The organism is Bradyrhizobium jicamae, assembly GCF_018130695.1.
Taxonomy (GTDB): Bacteria; Pseudomonadota; Alphaproteobacteria; order Rhizobiales; family Xanthobacteraceae; genus Bradyrhizobium; species Bradyrhizobium jicamae_B.
The window spans coordinates 180,558-196,234 of the sequence record NZ_JAFCJX010000004.1; the positions used below are offsets into that span (position 1 = coordinate 180,558).

General features: G+C 63.4%; 15 protein-coding genes. 8 read left to right on the top strand and 7 right to left on the bottom strand.

Features of this window, described 5'->3' with window-relative positions; translation table 11 throughout:
* The first annotated feature begins 18 nt into the window (after nucleotides 1-18).
* On the top strand, nucleotides 19-819 hold the full coding sequence (locus JQ604_RS07710; RefSeq protein ID WP_212354997.1) for an enoyl-CoA hydratase/isomerase family protein: 801 nt from the start codon (nucleotides 19-21) through the stop codon (nucleotides 817-819).
* Nucleotides 820-940: 121 nt separating this feature from the next.
* Nucleotides 941-2,566: an AMP-binding protein gene (locus JQ604_RS07715; RefSeq protein WP_212354999.1), complete on the top strand. Its 1,626-nt coding sequence runs from the start codon at nucleotides 941-943 to the stop codon at nucleotides 2,564-2,566.
* A 1-nt stretch (nucleotide 2,567) separates the two neighbouring features.
* On the opposite strand, the gene JQ604_RS07720 is transcribed toward JQ604_RS07715, so the two are convergent.
* Entirely contained in the window at nucleotides 2,568-3,371 is an 804-nt protein-coding gene (locus tag JQ604_RS07720) for an enoyl-CoA hydratase/isomerase family protein (protein WP_212355001.1), read from the bottom strand.
* Between the two features lie 134 nt (nucleotides 3,372-3,505).
* Between JQ604_RS07720 and JQ604_RS07725 the strand changes: the two genes are divergently transcribed.
* A complete protein-coding gene (locus JQ604_RS07725) occupies nucleotides 3,506-4,381 on the top strand; it encodes an SDR family oxidoreductase (RefSeq protein ID WP_212355003.1) in 876 nt (291 codons plus the stop codon).
* 10 nt (nucleotides 4,382-4,391) lie between these two features.
* On the opposite strand, the gene JQ604_RS07730 is transcribed toward JQ604_RS07725, so the two are convergent.
* On the bottom strand, nucleotides 4,392-5,405 hold the full coding sequence (locus JQ604_RS07730) for an NADP-dependent oxidoreductase (protein ID WP_212355005.1): 1,014 nt from the start codon (nucleotides 5,403-5,405) through the stop codon (nucleotides 4,392-4,394).
* Nucleotides 5,406-5,530: 125 nt separating this feature from the next.
* Between JQ604_RS07730 and JQ604_RS07735 the strand changes: the two genes are divergently transcribed.
* From JQ604_RS07735 to JQ604_RS07745, 3 genes are read left to right on the top strand one after another with little or no spacing between them, the layout of a single operon-like run.
* On the top strand, nucleotides 5,531-5,983 hold the full coding sequence (locus tag JQ604_RS07735; RefSeq protein WP_212355007.1) for a MaoC family dehydratase: 453 nt from the start codon (nucleotides 5,531-5,533) through the stop codon (nucleotides 5,981-5,983).
* Nucleotides 5,980-6,861, top strand: coding sequence for an HpcH/HpaI aldolase/citrate lyase family protein (locus JQ604_RS07740; RefSeq protein ID WP_212355009.1), 882 nt, complete (start codon nucleotides 5,980-5,982; stop codon nucleotides 6,859-6,861). The genes JQ604_RS07735 and JQ604_RS07740 overlap by 4 nt, the downstream gene beginning before the upstream one ends.
* Nucleotides 6,854-8,038, top strand: coding sequence for an acyl-CoA dehydrogenase family protein (locus JQ604_RS07745; RefSeq protein WP_212355011.1), 1,185 nt, complete (start codon nucleotides 6,854-6,856; stop codon nucleotides 8,036-8,038). Before JQ604_RS07740 ends, JQ604_RS07745 begins: the two co-directional genes overlap by 8 nt.
* 6 nt (nucleotides 8,039-8,044) lie before the next feature.
* On the opposite strand, the gene JQ604_RS07750 is transcribed toward JQ604_RS07745, so the two are convergent.
* The 5 genes from JQ604_RS07750 to JQ604_RS07770 all read right to left on the bottom strand — a co-directional run bounded on the left by JQ604_RS07750 (nucleotide 8,045) and on the right by JQ604_RS07770 (nucleotide 12,993).
* Nucleotides 8,045-9,190, bottom strand: coding sequence for an acyl-CoA dehydrogenase family protein (locus tag JQ604_RS07750; RefSeq protein ID WP_212355013.1), 1,146 nt, complete (start codon nucleotides 9,188-9,190; stop codon nucleotides 8,045-8,047).
* Between the two features lie 16 nt (nucleotides 9,191-9,206).
* A complete protein-coding gene (locus JQ604_RS07755) occupies nucleotides 9,207-10,136 on the bottom strand; it encodes a 3-keto-5-aminohexanoate cleavage protein (RefSeq protein WP_212355015.1) in 930 nt (309 codons plus the stop codon).
* Between the two features lie 11 nt (nucleotides 10,137-10,147).
* Complete coding sequence (locus JQ604_RS07760) at nucleotides 10,148-10,942, bottom strand: enoyl-CoA hydratase-related protein (RefSeq protein WP_212355017.1); 795 nt, start codon at nucleotides 10,940-10,942, stop codon at nucleotides 10,148-10,150.
* Nucleotides 10,943-10,982: 40 nt separating this feature from the next.
* Nucleotides 10,983-11,741, bottom strand: coding sequence for an SDR family oxidoreductase (locus JQ604_RS07765; RefSeq protein WP_212355019.1), 759 nt, complete (start codon nucleotides 11,739-11,741; stop codon nucleotides 10,983-10,985).
* Between the two features lie 70 nt (nucleotides 11,742-11,811).
* On the bottom strand, nucleotides 11,812-12,993 hold the full coding sequence (locus JQ604_RS07770; protein WP_212355021.1) for an acyl-CoA dehydrogenase family protein: 1,182 nt from the start codon (nucleotides 12,991-12,993) through the stop codon (nucleotides 11,812-11,814).
* Between the two features lie 34 nt (nucleotides 12,994-13,027).
* On the opposite strand from JQ604_RS07770, the gene JQ604_RS07775 reads away from it, so the two are divergent.
* Nucleotides 13,028-14,416: an enoyl-CoA hydratase-related protein gene (locus tag JQ604_RS07775; protein WP_212355023.1), complete on the top strand. Its 1,389-nt coding sequence runs from the start codon at nucleotides 13,028-13,030 to the stop codon at nucleotides 14,414-14,416.
* A 19-nt stretch (nucleotides 14,417-14,435) separates the two neighbouring features.
* Entirely contained in the window at nucleotides 14,436-15,626 is a 1,191-nt protein-coding gene (locus tag JQ604_RS07780; protein WP_212355025.1) for a CaiB/BaiF CoA transferase family protein, read from the top strand.
* Nucleotides 15,627-15,677: the final 51 nt, after the last annotated feature.

Sequence of the window (15,677 nt, forward strand, 5' to 3'; positions counted from 1 at the left end):
CTCGAAGGGAGAGAGCTGATGGGATTGGCGATATCGACCAAGAGCTTTGAATGCGCGATCGACAATGGTCTCGCCCATATCATCCTCAATCAACCCTCCCGCGGGAATCCGATCGACGGGGACTTTTGTCGCGAGTTCGCTCTGGCGATTGCCGAATTGAGCGAACGCTCCGACGTCCGCGCGGTGCTGCTCTCTGCGCGCGGGCGACTGTTCAGCGTCGGCGGCGACCTGATGGCGCTGGTCAAGCAGGGCGAGGCGCTGCCGGGAACGATCAAGGCCTGGACCGCCGACATTCATGTTGCGATCGCCAGGATGGTGCGGATGCGCGCGCCCGTCGTCGCCGCCGTCCACGGCAATATCGCGGGCGGCAGCGTCTCGCTGATGGCCGCCGCTGATCTCATCGTGATGGCGGAATCGGCGAAGATCTCCGCGGCATTCTCCAGGATCGGATTCAGCCCGGACAGCGGATCGACGACCACGGTAACCCGCCGGATCGGTGTGGGCCGCGCCAGACGCTTCTTCCTGCTCGGTGAGACCTTCGATGCCGCCACAGCGCTGTCGTTCGGGCTCGTCGACGTCGTCGTTGCCGACAGCGCGGTGCAGACGGAGGCGACGCGGATTGCAATGGAGCTCGCCGCCGGTCCGACCGAGGCGTTCGGCGCGATCAAGAGGCTGTTTTCTCAAACCAATGATCGGTCCTTCGAAAGCCAGCTCGAGGAGGAAGCGCAGACGCTTGCCGCGATTTCACGCACGGCGGATGCGCAGGAAGGTGTCCGCGCTTTCGTCGAGAAGCGCAAGCCGGTGTTCTCGGGAAAATGACCCGCGACGCGACGTGAAGCGACAATCTTGGCAGTCACTCGTACTCTGCAATAACGTACACACATAAACCAATTAATCCGGCGGCGAAGCCGGACGATGCACGACACGAGAGGAGGGAGAAATGACCGTGGCCGCCGCCCTACGAGACACGTCCCACGCGAGCTTTCGCGAAGCCGGCTACTGGCTCGACAAGACCGTCGACCAGTTGCTGAGCGAAGCGGTTGCGAGAACGCCCGACAAGGTTGCTATCGTCGCGGATCGGGCGGATCGCGACCAGGCGCCGCGCTTCTCCTACAGGGAGTTGAACGATCTTGCCAATCGCGCTGCCAGTTCGTTGCGGCGGCTCGGCGTCAACAGTGGCGACGTCGTCACGGTGCAATTGCCGAACTGGTGGGAGTTCGTGGTCACGGCGTTCGCCTGCAGCAAGATCGGCGCTGTCATGAACCCGGTGATGCCGATCCTGCGCGAGCGCGAACTGCTCTACATCCTGAACTTCTGCGAGGCGAAGGTCTTCATCGTGCCGAAGAGCTATCGCGGTTTCGACTATGCCGCGATGGCAGAGGGCATGCGTGCCGAGCTGCCGCATCTCAAGCACGTGATCGTGGCCGACGGTGACGGCGAGACCGGCTTCGAGCGCATGCTGCTATCGTCGGAGCCTTCCAGGCTTCCGCCCGGCCTGCGTCCGGACGACATGGCGGTGCTGATGTTCACGTCGGGTACGACCGGCGAGCCCAAGGGCGTCATGCACACCTCGAACTCGCTGATCGCCTGCTGCAAGGCGCTGTCGGGTCGGTTTGGATTGGACGCGAGCGATGTGCTGCTGGTGGCATCGCCGGTTGGCCACATGACGGGCTATGCTGCGATCGTGCTGCTTTCGGTCTATCTCGGCGGCACGATGATCCTTCAGGATGTCTGGGAAGCCAAGCGCGGCGTCAACCTGATAGCAGGTGAAGGCGTGACCTACACCGCGGCATCCACCCCGTTCCTCAGCGACATCTGCGAAGCCGTGAGGGCTGGTGCGCCGCATCCGAAGAGCCTGCGCTCCTTCCTGTGCGGCGGCGCGCCTATCCCGTCGGTCCTGATCGAACGCGCGGCCGAGGAACTCGGCCTGACGGTCTGCTCGCTCTGGGGCATGACGGAAGTGCTGTCGGGCACGCTGACGGAGCCGTCGCGTGCCGCCGGGAAATCGGCGAGCACAGATGGCCGCGCGCTGGAGGGGATGGAGGTCAGGATCGTCGATACCGACGGCAGGCCGATGCGGGCAGGCGAGTCAGGCCGACTTTTGGTGCGTGGCGCCCAGATGTTCAAGGGATACTACAGGCGGCCGGAGCTGCAGACTTTCGATCGCGACGGCTGGTTCGATTCCGGCGATCTCGCCTACATGGACGGGGATGGCTACATCCGTATCTCCGGTCGCGTGAAGGACATCCTGATCCGGGGCGGCGAGAATGTGCCGGTCGTCGAGATCGAGAACCTGCTCTACAAGCATCCCGCGGTGTCCGGTGTCGCGGTGGTCGGATTTCCGGACGCGCGTCTCGGCGAGCGCGGCTGCGCCTTCATCGTGCCCCGGAGCGGGAGCACGATCGATCTCGCAGCGGTGCAGACTTATCTCGGCGAGGCGAAGATGGCCAAGCAGTTTTGGCCGGAACGGGTGGAGATCGTCGCCGAGTTGCCGCGCACGGCGAGCGGAAAGATCCAGAAGTTCAAGCTGCGCGAGATGGCTGTCGCGTTTGCCGACGCCAAATAGCTCACTGGTCGCCGTAGGTCGGATCCCGTCGCTCACGAAACGCGGCGACGGCTTCCGCATGGTCGTGTGTCTCCAGCAGGATGACTTGTTGGCGGTCCTCCATCATCAGCGCCGCATCGAGGCTCGGCGCGTCGATCAACGTGTTGAGCGCCTGTTTGGTCATGCGAAGTCCCATCGGCGACACAAGCAGCATGTCCTCGGCGAATGCGAGCCCCCTTCTGAGCAAATCGTCACCCGGCACGATGTCGCTGACAAGTCCGATTGCTTTGGCGCGATCGGCCTTGATGAAGCGTCCCGTGAGCAGAAATTCCGAGGCCACAGAGAGGCCGACCAGGCGCGGCAGCAGGTAGCCCGAGCCCATGTCGCAGCCGCCGACACCGATCTTGATATAGGCGGCGTTCATCCTCGCATCCGGTGCGGCAAAGCGGACGTCGCAGGCGAGCAGGAAGGAAAAGCCGGCGCCGCAGGCCGCGCCATGGGCGAGGCCGATGATCGGCTGCGGACAGGATCGCATCAGGCGGATCACGCCGGAGTAGTTCTGCTGCATCTTGAGCTGGCGCTGCGGCCGGCCCTTGCCGGGCACGGCGAAGGCATCAGAGCCGAGCTCGGCGCCGGCGGAAAATTGCGGCCCGTTGCCGCGTAGGACCACGACGCGCGTGGTCGGCCGATCGTGCAGGGCGGAGAGATAAGCGGTGAGTTCCGCGATCATGTCGGGCGAAACGGCGTTGAGCTCGGCAGGGCGGTTCAAGGTCAGGATATCGATCGCGCCCTTGCTCTCGATCGTGATGGTGGTCGTTTGCGTCACGGCTGCGCTCCTATCGGTCAACGTCCTTGATGGCATATAGTAATATAGTGTACTATCGCGACGCGCAATGCTCGTCGAGGCCGTCGAAGGAAGGTCGCCGCCGCTTGCGCCAAGACCTTCAGGGAGCAGCACGCATGCCATATCAATCCGTGTTCAGGCCGGATCTGTTCAAGGGGCAGACCATCATCGTGACCGGCGGCGGCAGCGGCATCGGGCGCTGCACCGCCCATGAGCTCGCCGCGCTCGGCGCCAATGTCGCGATCCTCGGCCGGACGATGGCGAAGCTCGTCGAGGTGCAGCGCGAGATTGAGGAGGATGGCGGCCAGGCGATGAGCCATGCCTGCGACATCCGCGATGAGACGATGGTGGTCGGCGCTGTCGACGCGGTGCTGGCGTGCTATGGCCGGATCGACGGTCTGGTCAACAATGCCGGCGGGCAATTTCGTGCACCATTGAAGGCGATCTCGACCAAGGGGTTTGAGGCTGTCGTGCGCAACAATCTGACCGGCGGCTTCATCTTCATGCGCGAGGTCTACAACCGCTGGATGGAGGCCAATGGCGGCGCGATCGTCAACATCATCGCCGACATCTGGCACGGCTGGCCCGAGTTCGGCCATTCGGCCGCAGCCCGCGGCGGCATGTTGACCCTCACCGAGACGGCGGCCTGCGAATGGTCGGCCTCGGGCGTGCGCGTCAATGCGGTGGCGCCCGGCGGCATCGTCTCCAGCGGCTTCGATACCTATACGCCGGAGATGCAGAAGAAGCTCCACGACTTCACCGAACGCGTGCCGCTGCAGCGGTTCGGCACGGAAGCCGAAATTTCGGCCGCCATCACCTATCTACTGTCGCCGGCAGCGGCCTACATCACTGGTTCTTGTCTGCGCGTCGACGGCGGAACGCCGAATGCGCGCACCACCTGGAAGCTCGAGCCGCATAGCCGCAGCACGCCCTTCGAAGGCTTCCATCGCGTGAAGCTGCCCGAAGTGATGAAGCGCAAGGCCAGCGCGTAGCCGGCCGCGTTCAGTCGACCGCGATGATCAGCTTGCCTTGGTTCTCGCCGCGGTAAAGTCTCGCGATCGCGCCGGGAGCGTGCTCCAGACCCGGCAGGATCTCCTCGTCGTGAACGATCCTGCCAGCCAACGTGAGCTCGGCGAGGCGCGCCGCCGCCGTTTCGAACTCGGCGAGATGATCGAAGATGATGAAGCCCGACCAGCGCAGGCGGCGGGTAAGAATTTCGCGCTCGGGACGCGGGCCGGTGGGGACGGGGGTCCAGGATGCATTGGCTGCCGTGCCGCACTGGATCACGCGTCCGCGCAGGCGCATGGTGCGGATGGCGACATCGGCGATCGAACCACCGGTGTTATCAAAGAAGATGTCGTTGCCGTCAGGGCAGGCCGCACGGATCGCCGCGCCGAGGTCGGGTGCCTCGCGATAGTTGATCATCTCTGCGTACCCGTAGCGTGCCTTTGCGTGCGCAGCCTTGTTGGATGAACCGGTCAGCCCGACCGCGCGGCAGCCCGCGATTTTTGCGAGCTGACCGACAAAACTTCCGACGCTGCCGGCCGCCGTCGACACCAGCACATGCTCGCCGGGCTTGGGATCGCCGAGGCCGTGGAAGGCGAGATAGGCGGTGATTCCGTTCATGCCGAGCACGCTCAGATTGGCGCTGAGCGGGAGGCTGGATGGAACGACGCGGCGCAGCACAGCGTCCGGCGTCGTGAGGCAATATCGCTGCCAGCCGAACCAGCCATAGACGTGCTCGCCGGGACGATAGTCAGGAACATTGCTCGCGATGATCTCGCCGACCGCGAGCGCGCGCATCGGCGTGTCGAGCGGCACCGGTGCGCTGTAATTTCCCTCCTCATTGGCCCATCCGCGTTGCGCGGGATCGACGGAGAGGTAGCGATTTGCGATCAGGATCTCGCCCTTGCCGGGGGCGGCGATCGGTTCCGTGACCAGCGAGAAGTGTTCGCCCTGCGGAATTCCACGCGGCCGCGCCGTCAGCCGCACCTGCCGGTTTTCATGTATGGTCATGGCACGATCCTCAAATTGGTACGCTTGTGTACGATATAACTATACGGTAAAAATCGGTCGGGAGACAAGGACGTCCGGCGGGTCGAAAGCTGCCAGGTCACCCTGTAAAACAGAAGAGGCAAGCGATGGCGGGGCTCTACTTCGAGCAATTTTCGGTCGGGCAGACCTTCGTCCACGAGATTCGGCGCACCGTGACTGACATGGACAACATCCTGTTCTCGTCGCTGACCTATAATCCGGCGGCGGTGCATATCGATCATCACTATGCGGCAAGCACCGAGTTTGGAAAGCCGCTGATGAACTCGATCTTCACGCTCGGGCTGATCATCGGCCTGTCGGTGCAGGACACGACGCTCGGAACCACCGTTGGCAATCTCGGCATGGAGGACACGCGGTTCCCGAAGCCGGTGTTTGCCGGCGATACGCTGCGCGCCGAGACCAAGATCGTCGCTGTGCGCGAGAGTAAGTCGCGGCCGACCCAGGGCATCGTGACCTTCGAGCACCGCGGCTTCAACCAGCGTGACGAAGAGGTGGTGTACTGCCGCAGGAACGGCTTGATGATGCGGAGGCCGGCATGAAATTGCGCTCGCTGCTCTTTGTGCCCGCCGACAGCGAACGCAAGTTCGCCAAGGCCAACGGAATCGGTTCCGACGCGCTGATCCTCGATCTCGAGGACTCCGTGGCGCCCGGCCGCAAGGCCTTTGCTCGCGACGCCGTCAAGGAATTGCTCGGCGGCGGGCCGCGAAACTGGGCGTTCCTGGTCCGCATCAATCCGTTCGGCACCGGGCTGACGCTGGAAGACCTCGCGGCGGTGGTCCGTCCCGGCCTCGACGGCATCCTGATCCCCAAGGTCAACGGCATCGAGGATGTCGAACTGGTCTCGCATTATGTCGATGTGCTGGAAGTCGCAAACGGCGTGACGCCCGGTCACGTCAAGCTGCTGACGGTGGCAACCGAGACGCCCGCCGCGATGATCGGCTTCAGCGGCTATGCGCGCAAGCACAAGCGACTGGTGGCATTGACCTGGGGTGGCGAGGATCTGAGCGCGGCGCTCGGCGCCCTGACGCCGCGGGAGGCCGATGGAAGCTGGACGTTCCCTTATCAGGTGGCGCGAGCGCAGTGCCTGTTTGCCGCGGGCGCTGCCGATGCCGCGGCGCTGGAAACCCTCTATGTCGACTTCAGGGATCAGAAGGGGCTGGCTGACACCTGCAAGATCGCGCGCCGCGACGGTTTCGTCGGCCGCATCGCGATCCATCCGGATCAGGTCGCGACCATCAACGAATGCTTCACGCCGTCGGATGAAGACATCGCGCACGCGCGCCGCGTCGTGGCCGCGTTCGCGGCGAATCCGGATCTCGGCACGATCGGCATCGACGGCAAGATGTACGACATGCCGCATCTGACCGCGGCGCGGCGCACGCTGGCGTCGATCGGGGAGGGGAGCTCGAATGGATAGATCCTTTGCCAACCAGCTCGACGTGCCCGAGGATCACGCTGCCATTCGTGAGGGTGTTCGGGGCGTGGTCTCACGCTTCGACGATGAATACTGGCTGGCCCGTGACGAGGATGGCGAATTTCCGCGCGAGTTCCATCGCGCGATGGCGGATGCCGGCTGGCTCGGCATCACCATGCCGGAGGAATATGGCGGCGCAGGCCTTGGCGTCACCGAAGCCGCGATCATGATGCACGAGGTGGCGAGCCATGGCGGCGGCATGACCTCGGCCTCCGCCGTGCACATCAATCTGTTCGGGCCGCATCCGATCGTGGTGAAGGGCACCGACGACCAGAAGCGGCGCTGGGTGCCGCGGCTGGTTTCGGGCGACGACCAGTGCTGCTTCGGCTTCACCGAGCCGGACGCCGGGCTCAACACCACCCGCATCAAGACCTTTGCCGAGAAGGTGCCGGGCGGTTACCTCGTCCACGGCCAGAAGGTCTGGACCTCGACCGCGCAGATCGGCAACAAGATCATGCTGCTGACGCGAACCACGAAATTCGAGGACTGCAAGCGGCCGACCGACGGCATCACCATCTTCTACACCGACCTTGATCGCTCCAAGATCGAGGTGCGGCGGATCCCGAAAATGGGGCGCAAGGCGGTGGACTCCAATGCGATCTTCATCGACGGCCTGTTCATCCCCGAGGCCGACCGGATCGGCGAGGAAGGCAAGGGATTTTCCTACATCCTGCACAGCCTCAATCCGGAGCGCATCCTGATCGCGGTCGAAGCGATCGGTATCGGGCAGGATGCGTTGCGCCGCGCGACCCGTTACGCAAGGGAGCGTGTGGTTTTTGATCGTCCGATCGGCCAGAACCAGGCGATCCAGCATCCGCTGGCTGAGAAGTGGATGTATCTGGAGTCGGCGTGGCTGATGGCGATGCGCGCGGCCTGGCTCTACGACGCCGGCAAACCCTGCGGCGCGGAAGCCAACAGCGCCAAATTGCTCGGTGCGCGTGCTGGCCACGATGCAGCCTGGCAGGCCATCATGACCCATGGCGGCTTTGGCTATGCCAAGGAGTATCACGTCGAGCGGCTGTTCCGCGAAGTCTCGATCACCCGCCTTGCGCCGATCACCGAGCAACTCATCCTGAGCTTCATTGCCGAGAAGGTGCTCGATCTGCCGAAGAGCTATTGAAGCCCGTCAAAGGTTGCGCGAGATCAGCTCGCGCATGATCTCCGATGTGCCGCCATAGATGCGCAGAACGCGCGCATCCGCAAAAAGCCGGCAGATCTCGTATTCGCGCATGAAACCGTAGCCGCCGAAGAACTGCAGGCACTGGTCGACGAGACGCCCGTGCATCTCGGTGGTCCAGAGCTTTGCAGTCGAAGCGGCATAGGTCGTGAGCTCACCGCGGATATGCTGGGCCAGGCACTGGTCGACATAGGCCCAGCCGACCTGAAGGTCTGATTTCAGATCGGCCAGCTTGAAACGGGTGTTCTGAAACGTTCCGACGGCCTGACCAAACGCCTTGCGCTCCAGGACATAGGCCTTGGTGATGTCGAACGCCTTCTGCGCCGACGCGATGGAGTGAAGCGCGATCGTCAGCCGCTCCTGCGGCAGCTCGCTCATCAATGCGCCCATCGCCCCGCCTTGGGAGCCCAGCAGGTTGCTGACGGGAACGCGGACCTGATCGAAGAACAGCTCCGACGTATCGGAGGAGAGGTGGCCGAGCTTGTCGAGGTTGCGGCCGTGCCGGAAGCCCGAGCGATCGGTTTCGACCAGGATCAGGCTCATGCCGCGCGAACCGCCATCCGGATTGGTGCGTGTCACGGCAATGACGAGATCGCACATCTGGCCGTTCGAGATGAAGGTCTTCTGGCCGGAGATGACGAAGTCGTCGCCGTCGCGCACGGCGCGGGTGCGGATGCCCTGCAAATCGCTGCCGGTGCCGGGCTCGGTCATCGCGATCGCGCAAACGGTCTCGCCAGAGACCATGCGCGGCAGCCACTTCTTCTTCTGCTCCTCCGTGCCGTAGCTCAGGAGATAACCGCAACAGACGTCGTTATGAACAGAGAAGTCGGTCGCAGGACCCGCGAAGCCGGAATAGGCGAGCTCCTCGATGACGACGGCGTTGTGACGGAAGTCGCCGCCGATCCCGCCATATTGCTCGGGCACCTGTGGGCAGAGCAGGCCGGCATCACCGGCCGCAGGCCACAGCGCCCGATCGATGATCCCGGCTTTCTCCCATCCCTGGAAATGCGGCGCGATCTTGGCCGCAGCGAAGCGGCGGACGCTGTCGCGCAGGAGGGTGTGCTCTTCGTCGTAGACCGCGCGGTTTGGCAGCATTTCGTCGGACCGTCTGTTAGAAGGCGACCTTGTCGCCACCTTTGAGCTTAAGGATGTCGCGGGCTTCCTCGGGACTCGCGATCTCGAGCCCGAGGCCCTCGATGATCTTGCGCACTTGCGTCACCTGCGCCGCATTGGTTTCCGCAAGACGGCCGGCGCCGATCCACAGACTGTCTTCCAGCCCGACGCGGACATTGCCGCCCATCGCCGCCGCCATCGCGGCAACCTGCATCTGGGCGCGGCCGGCGCCGAGCACGGACCAGCAGTAGTTGTCGCCGAACAGGCGATCGGCCGTGCGCTTCATGTGCATGACATCGTCCGGATGCGAGCCGATGCCGCCGAGCAGGCCGAAGCAGGTCTGGATGAACAGCGGCGCCTTCACCAGCCCTTCGGTCCAGAAGTAATGCAGATTATAGAGATGGCTGGTGTCGTAGCATTCGAACTCGTAGCGCGCGCCCGTTCCGTTCAGCGTCTCCAGTGCGTAACGGATATCCTTGAAGGAGTTGCGGAAGACGAGGTCGTGGGAGCCCTCCAGCATCTGCGGCTCCCAGTCGTGCTTGAACGATTTGTAGCGCTTCAGCATCGGGAACAGGCCGAAATTCATCGAGCCCATGTTGAGGCTTGCGACCTCCGGCTTCCAGGTTGCCGCCGGACGGACGCGCTCCTCGACGGTCATGTAGGGGGAACCGCCGGTCGTGAGATTCACCACGACGTTTGAACTCTGCTTGATCACCCGCAGAAATGGCTCAAACGCCTCCGGCGACTGATCAGGCCGTCCGTCGAGAGGATTGCGCGCGTGCAAATGCACGATTGCAGCCCCCGCCGCGGCGGCACCGAGCGCGGACTCGGCGATCTCCGCCGGCGTCACCGGCAAATGCGGTGACATCGACGGCGTATGGATCGATCCCGTAACTGCGCAGGAGATGATGACCTTGTGGGGCGCCATGGCGTGGCCACTCAGCGTGTGAACTTGTGGAAGTCCGGCTCGCGCTTTTCGTTGAAAGCGTTGACGCCTTCCTTTGACTCCGCCGTGTCGTAGAACAGTTTGACCGCGTGCAGCGCGAAATTGCTGATGCCGCGGATGTTGTCGGAATCGGCGTTGAAGGAGCGCTTGGCCAGCGCAATCGCGGTCGGCGACCGCTGCGCGAGCTTGTCGGTCCATTCCTTCACGGCGGCGTCGAGCTGCGCCATGGGGACGACCTTGTTGACGAGGCCCATCTCGCATGCCTGCTCGGCAGTGTAGCGCTCATTGAGGAACCAGATTTCGCGGGCCTTCTTGTCGCCGACGTGACGCGCCAGGAACGCCGTGCCCCAGCCAGCATCGACCGAGCCGACCTTGGGACCGACCTGCCCGAACTGCGCGTGCTCGGCGGCGATGGTCAGGTCGCATAGCGTGGCGAGCACGTTGCCGCCGCCGATCGCAAAGCCGTTGACGCGTGCGATCACCGGCTTCGGCACATCGCGGATCAAGCCCTGGATTTCGTCGATCGGGAGGCCGACCACGCCGCGGCCGTCATACTGGCCCTCATGCGCGGACTGATCGCCGCCGGTGCAGAACGCCTTTTCGCCCGCGCCGGTCAGCACGATGCTTGCGACGTTGCGATCGTTGCCGGCGAGCTGGAAGGCGTGGATGAGTTCATCCAGCGTGCGCGCGCGGAACGCGTTGTAGACCTTCGGCCGATTGATGATGATCCAGGCGGCGCGATCGCGGACTTCATAGATGACGTCGGTGAATTGCTTGGGGTCGGTCATGGTGTTTTCCTCGGCGTTTTCTTGGCGTTTCCTTGCGCGCTTAGATCATGTTCATTCCGCCGGAGACGGAAATGGTTTGTCCGGTGATGAATTTTCCGTCGTCGGATGCAAGCATGGCAACGATCCCGCCGTAATCGTCCGGTTCGCCCATCCGCTTCAGTGGAATGCCGCGGACCATGGCGTCCTTCCATTTCACGGCATGCTCGCCTTCGCCAAGTACGGCCGCCATCATCGGCGTGTTGGTTGGGCCGGGGCAGACGGCGTTGACGAGCACGTTCTTGCGCGCGAGCTCGCGCGCGAGCGATTTGGTGAAGGAGATCAGCCCGCCCTTGCAAGCGGAGTAGACGGCCTCATCGCTGGTGCCGACGCGGGCGGCATCGGAAGCGATGTTGATGATGCGGCCGCCGCCGCGCTCGGCCATCAGAGGCGCGATCGCCTTGTGGGTGTTGAGCGGACCATAGAGGTTGATCCGGATGATCTTGTCCCAAAGCTCCTTGTCGGTCTTCAGGAACGGCATCGGGCGGTCCCAGCCGGCGTTGTTGACCAGCACCCAGATCGGACCGAGCTCAGCTTCCACCTTGGCAACGGCTGCCTCGACCGAGGCGGCATCACCAACGTCGACCCCGTAGGTCTTGATGACGGCCTGTGGTGCGAGTTTTGCTGTCTCTTCACCGCCCTGTGGGTTGATGTCGAAGATTGCGACCTTGCAGCCTTCCTCGGCCAGCCGCAGCGTCAGTCCTCGTCCGATGCCCTGTCCGCCGCCGGTCACGACGGCAACCTTTCCAGATAGGCCCTTCAACGCTGATCTCCCTTGTCGTTTGTCGTTCTTTCGCTTTGCCGTTGGTCTTCGATGGTCGGAAGTCGGAAGGCTATGACGCCGACCCGTTCTTCTGGATGTCGAAGCCGCGCTGTGAATACATCTGCCGGGCGATGATCGTTTTCATGATCTCGATCGAGCCGCCGGCGATCTTCACCACCCGGGCATCGGCGTAAGCCCTTGCGATCGGATATTCCCACATATAGCCCCAGCCGCCGAACAGCTGTAGGCATTCGTCGACCGTTTCGCAGTGCAACTCGGAGGTGAACATCTTTGCCATGGCTGCATCGACGGGATCGAGCTTGCCTTCCATGAACAGTGCAATGCATTTGTCGGTGAAGACGCGCGCAACGGTTGCTTTGGTCTTCAGCTCCGCGAGCTTGAACTGGGTGTTCTGGAAGTCCGCGAGTTTCTGGCCGAACGCGCTACGCTCGGCGGTATATTGCAGCGTCCAGTCGATCACGGTTTCCGTGACCGTTGCGGAGCGAATGGCCTGCGCAAGGCGTTCCTGCGACAGCTTTGTCATCATCTGTGCAAAGCCCCTGCCTTCCGCGCCGAGCATGTTGCTGGCGGGAATGCGGACATGGTCGAAGAACAGTTCGGAGGTGTCTTGCGCCCTCATGCCGAGTTTTTCGAGATTGCGGCCGCGCTTGAAGCCCTCTCGGTTGCTCTCGACGATGAACAGGGTGACGCCCTTGGCGCCGGCCTGGCCGTCGGTCTTGGTCGCCAGCACGATGAAGTCGCAGAGCTGGCCGTTGGAGATGAAGACCTTCTGGCCGTTGATGACGAAGTTATCGCCGTCGCGCGTTGCGCGGGTGCGGATTGCCTTGAGATCGCTGCCGGCATGGGGTTCCGTCATGCCGAGCGAACCGATGGCTTCGCCCGACACCATCTTCGGCAGCCATTTGCGCTTCTGCGCCTCGCTGCCGAACGATAGCAGATAGGTGGCGACGAGGTCGGTGTGGATGAGAAAGCCAGGGCCGCTCGCGCCGGCCCGCCAGAGTTCCTCGAACACGACGACGTCAAAGAGGTAATCGAGGCCCATGCCGCCGTATTCTTCGGGCACGGTGCAGCAGAGCAGGCCGGCAGCACCGGCCTTCAGCCACAATTCCCGCGGAACAATGCCGTCTTCTTCCCACTGGGCGTGGAAGGGCACGATCTCGCGGTCGACGAAGTGCCGGACCGTCTGCCGGAAAATCTCATGCTCTTCGCGAAAGATCGTACGCTCGATCATTGTCAAAACGCTTCTCGTCTGATTTAGTGTGCTAGTGTACAGTATTTGGATTGGGTATACAACCCGAAACGGGACCAGTGCAAGCGTGATCGTACACCAACGAACTGTAATCAAGGGGCCAATGATGCCGATCGGACCGGAGCTGAAGCAGTTTCGCATGGAGCAGTCGGGGAACGGCGTCCTGCACCTGATCTTCGATATGCCCGGCCGTTCGATGAACGTGTTCTCGAACGCGGCGATTGAAGAGCTCGACCTGTTCGCCGACTGGCTCAAGCAGAGCGATGTGGCGGGCGTCGTCATCAGCTCCGGCAAGTCCACGGCGTTTTGCGCCGGCGCGGATCTGGCCGAACTGGAGACCGCGTATGACATGATCATGGCCGCGCCGTCAGGCGAGCGCGACCGTTTGGCCTTCGACCATTTCTTCCGCCTGAGCCACGGTTTGCGCAAGCTCGAGACGGCAGGCAAGCCCATTTCCGTCGCGGTCGGCGGTCTTGCGCTGGGAGGTGGTTGTGAATTCGCGCTTGCGGCTCATCACAGGGTACTCGCGGATCGACCGCAGGCCACATTTGGATTGCCGGAGTCACTGGTCGGATTGTTGCCGGGCGGCGGCGGAACCCAGCGCTTGCCGCGGCTGATTGGTATCGACGCGGCGCTTCCGGTGCTACTTGACGGCGCGCGGATCGGTGGCCAAGCGGCGGTCGCGGCAGGCCTCGCGCACGAACTGGTGACGCCAGGCGAGGAGATTGCCGCGGCAGAAAATTGGGTGCTGTCCTGTCCCGTGTCCACGCAGCCCTGGGACCGCCCCAATTGGCGGCCGGCGGCCGCGCAGCGCATCGCGGGCGAGATCGACACATGCCGGACCAAAATGCTTGCCGAAACCCTCGGACATTATCCCGCGCCGTCAGCGATTCTCGATTGCGTTGTGCAGGGACTCCCCCAGGATTTCGACACGGCGATTCGGGCCGAGATGCAGATCTTTGCAAAGCTGATCCAGCGCCGGGAGCCGCGCAACATGATCCGGACGCTGTTTCTCGGCAGGCTCGACTATGAGCGGCTGAAGAAGAAGGGGCTCGATTCAGGGATCATGCAGGCTGTCGGCGCCGTCTCGCATGCACTCCGTGCGGAGGCCGAGCCGGGACAGGAGCTTGGTGATGCCTTTGCACGGGCGGGCTTTCGGGTCGATGGACAGCGCAAGGCGAGCTTCGACGGCCGGATCGCCGGCGACGTCTACTGGCATGATGACGAGCCCAGGACCTGGGGCAAGGAATTGCTGCGAGCGCGGCTTGCGGAAGCGGATGCCGCAGCCGCGACCTGGCGTTCCGAGCTTGACGAGGCGGAGCGGCGCGCTGCCGATTACGTCCTCGTTACGCAGCAAGGTTTTCCGGCCTATCTCGGTGGATTATTTGCCGCCGGACTGAACTAGCCGATCAAGGAGACACGCCGTGTCAAAACCGCTCGATGGCATCAAGGTTCTCGATCTCTCGAAGGTCTTGGCCGGCCCGCTCTGCGCGCAATACCTCGGCGACCTCGGCGCCGAGATCATCAAGGTCGAGGCGGTGGGGCAGGGCGACGAGACGCGGGGATGGCCGCCGTTTCCAGCACCCGGCTTGGGTACCGTGTTCCTGAGCGCCAATCGCAACAAACGCAGCATTGCAATCAACATGAAGTCGGACAAGGGGCGAAAGCTCGTGCACGAATTGGCGAAATCCGTCGACGTCGCCATCGAGAGTTTCGGCACGGGTGTGGCTGAACGGCTGGGCATCGATGCCGAGACACTCTGCTCACTTAACAGCCGGCTCGTCCATTGCAGCATCTCCGGTTTCGGCCGGACCGGACCGCTCAAGAACTCGCCCGGCTATGACGTGATCCTGCAGGCCTTCGGCGGCATCATGTCGATGACCGGCGACGAGGGCGGCGGTTATATCCGCAGCCCGATCTCGCCGATCGACCAGATGACCGGGGTGCACGCCTTCAGCGGCATTCTGGCCGGCCTGCTGGCACGGGAGAAGTCGGGTAAGGGTGGGGCGATCCAGGTGTCGCTGTTCGATACCGCGCTCGGCTTGCTCGGCTACAATCTGCAGACCTATTGGCAACGCGGAACGCAGCCGCCCAAATGCGGTTCCAGCCACGAGTCGCTCTGTCCCTATCAGGCGTTCGAAGCCGCGGACGGACCGATCATGGTCGGTGTCGCCAACGACAATCTCTGGCGCAAATTCTGTGCGGTTGCGGGGTTGAACGCGATCGTGGACGATCCCAAGTTCCGGTCCAATGCGGAGCGGGTCAGGCACCGTGCCGAAACGTTGCATTACGTGCAGGCGATCATCGCGACGCGGACCGTTGCCGCGTGGAACGACGCGTTGAATGAGGTCGGCATACCTTGCTCGCCGATTAACACGCTTGCCCAGCTGCTGGAGCATCCGCACACCAAGGCGGACAGGTTGATCATGCAGTACGATCATCCCGCCGCCGGTCGCTTGAACTGCGTCGGCCACCCCGTGACATTCGTGGGCGCGGAGCGGGAGCCCGGCCTGCCACCGCCGATGCTGGGGCAGCATACGGATGATGTGTTGAGGGAGATGGGGCTATCCGCGGAGAGCATCGCCGCATTGCGCCGGGATGAGATCATTGGTTGACCGGCATGCAGCTCATCTTCGGAGATGAGCTCCGCAAGCGAAGGCGCTCTT

Bases quoted from the DNA above. Each gene is read 5' to 3' on its own strand.
- JQ604_RS07710 (WP_212354997.1), top strand. From the start codon at position 19: ATGGGATTGGCGATATCGACCAAGAGCTTTGAATGCGCGATCGACAAT.
- JQ604_RS07715 (WP_212354999.1), top strand. From the start codon at position 941: ATGACCGTGGCCGCCGCCCTACGAGACACGTCCCACGCGAGCTTTCGC.
- JQ604_RS07725 (WP_212355003.1), top strand. From the start codon at position 3,506: ATGCCATATCAATCCGTGTTCAGGCCGGATCTGTTCAAGGGGCAGACC.
- JQ604_RS07730 (WP_212355005.1), bottom strand. From the start codon at position 5,405: ATGACCATACATGAAAACCGGCAGGTGCGGCTGACGGCGCGGCCGCGT.
- JQ604_RS07735 (WP_212355007.1), top strand. From the start codon at position 5,531: ATGGCGGGGCTCTACTTCGAGCAATTTTCGGTCGGGCAGACCTTCGTC.
- JQ604_RS07740 (WP_212355009.1), top strand. From the start codon at position 5,980: ATGAAATTGCGCTCGCTGCTCTTTGTGCCCGCCGACAGCGAACGCAAG.
- JQ604_RS07745 (WP_212355011.1), top strand. From the start codon at position 6,854: ATGGATAGATCCTTTGCCAACCAGCTCGACGTGCCCGAGGATCACGCT.
- JQ604_RS07750 (WP_212355013.1), bottom strand. From the start codon at position 9,190: ATGCTGCCAAACCGCGCGGTCTACGACGAAGAGCACACCCTCCTGCGC.
- JQ604_RS07755 (WP_212355015.1), bottom strand. From the start codon at position 10,136: ATGGCGCCCCACAAGGTCATCATCTCCTGCGCAGTTACGGGATCGATC.
- JQ604_RS07760 (WP_212355017.1), bottom strand. From the start codon at position 10,942: ATGACCGACCCCAAGCAATTCACCGACGTCATCTATGAAGTCCGCGAT.
- JQ604_RS07770 (WP_212355021.1), bottom strand. From the start codon at position 12,993: ATGATCGAGCGTACGATCTTTCGCGAAGAGCATGAGATTTTCCGGCAG.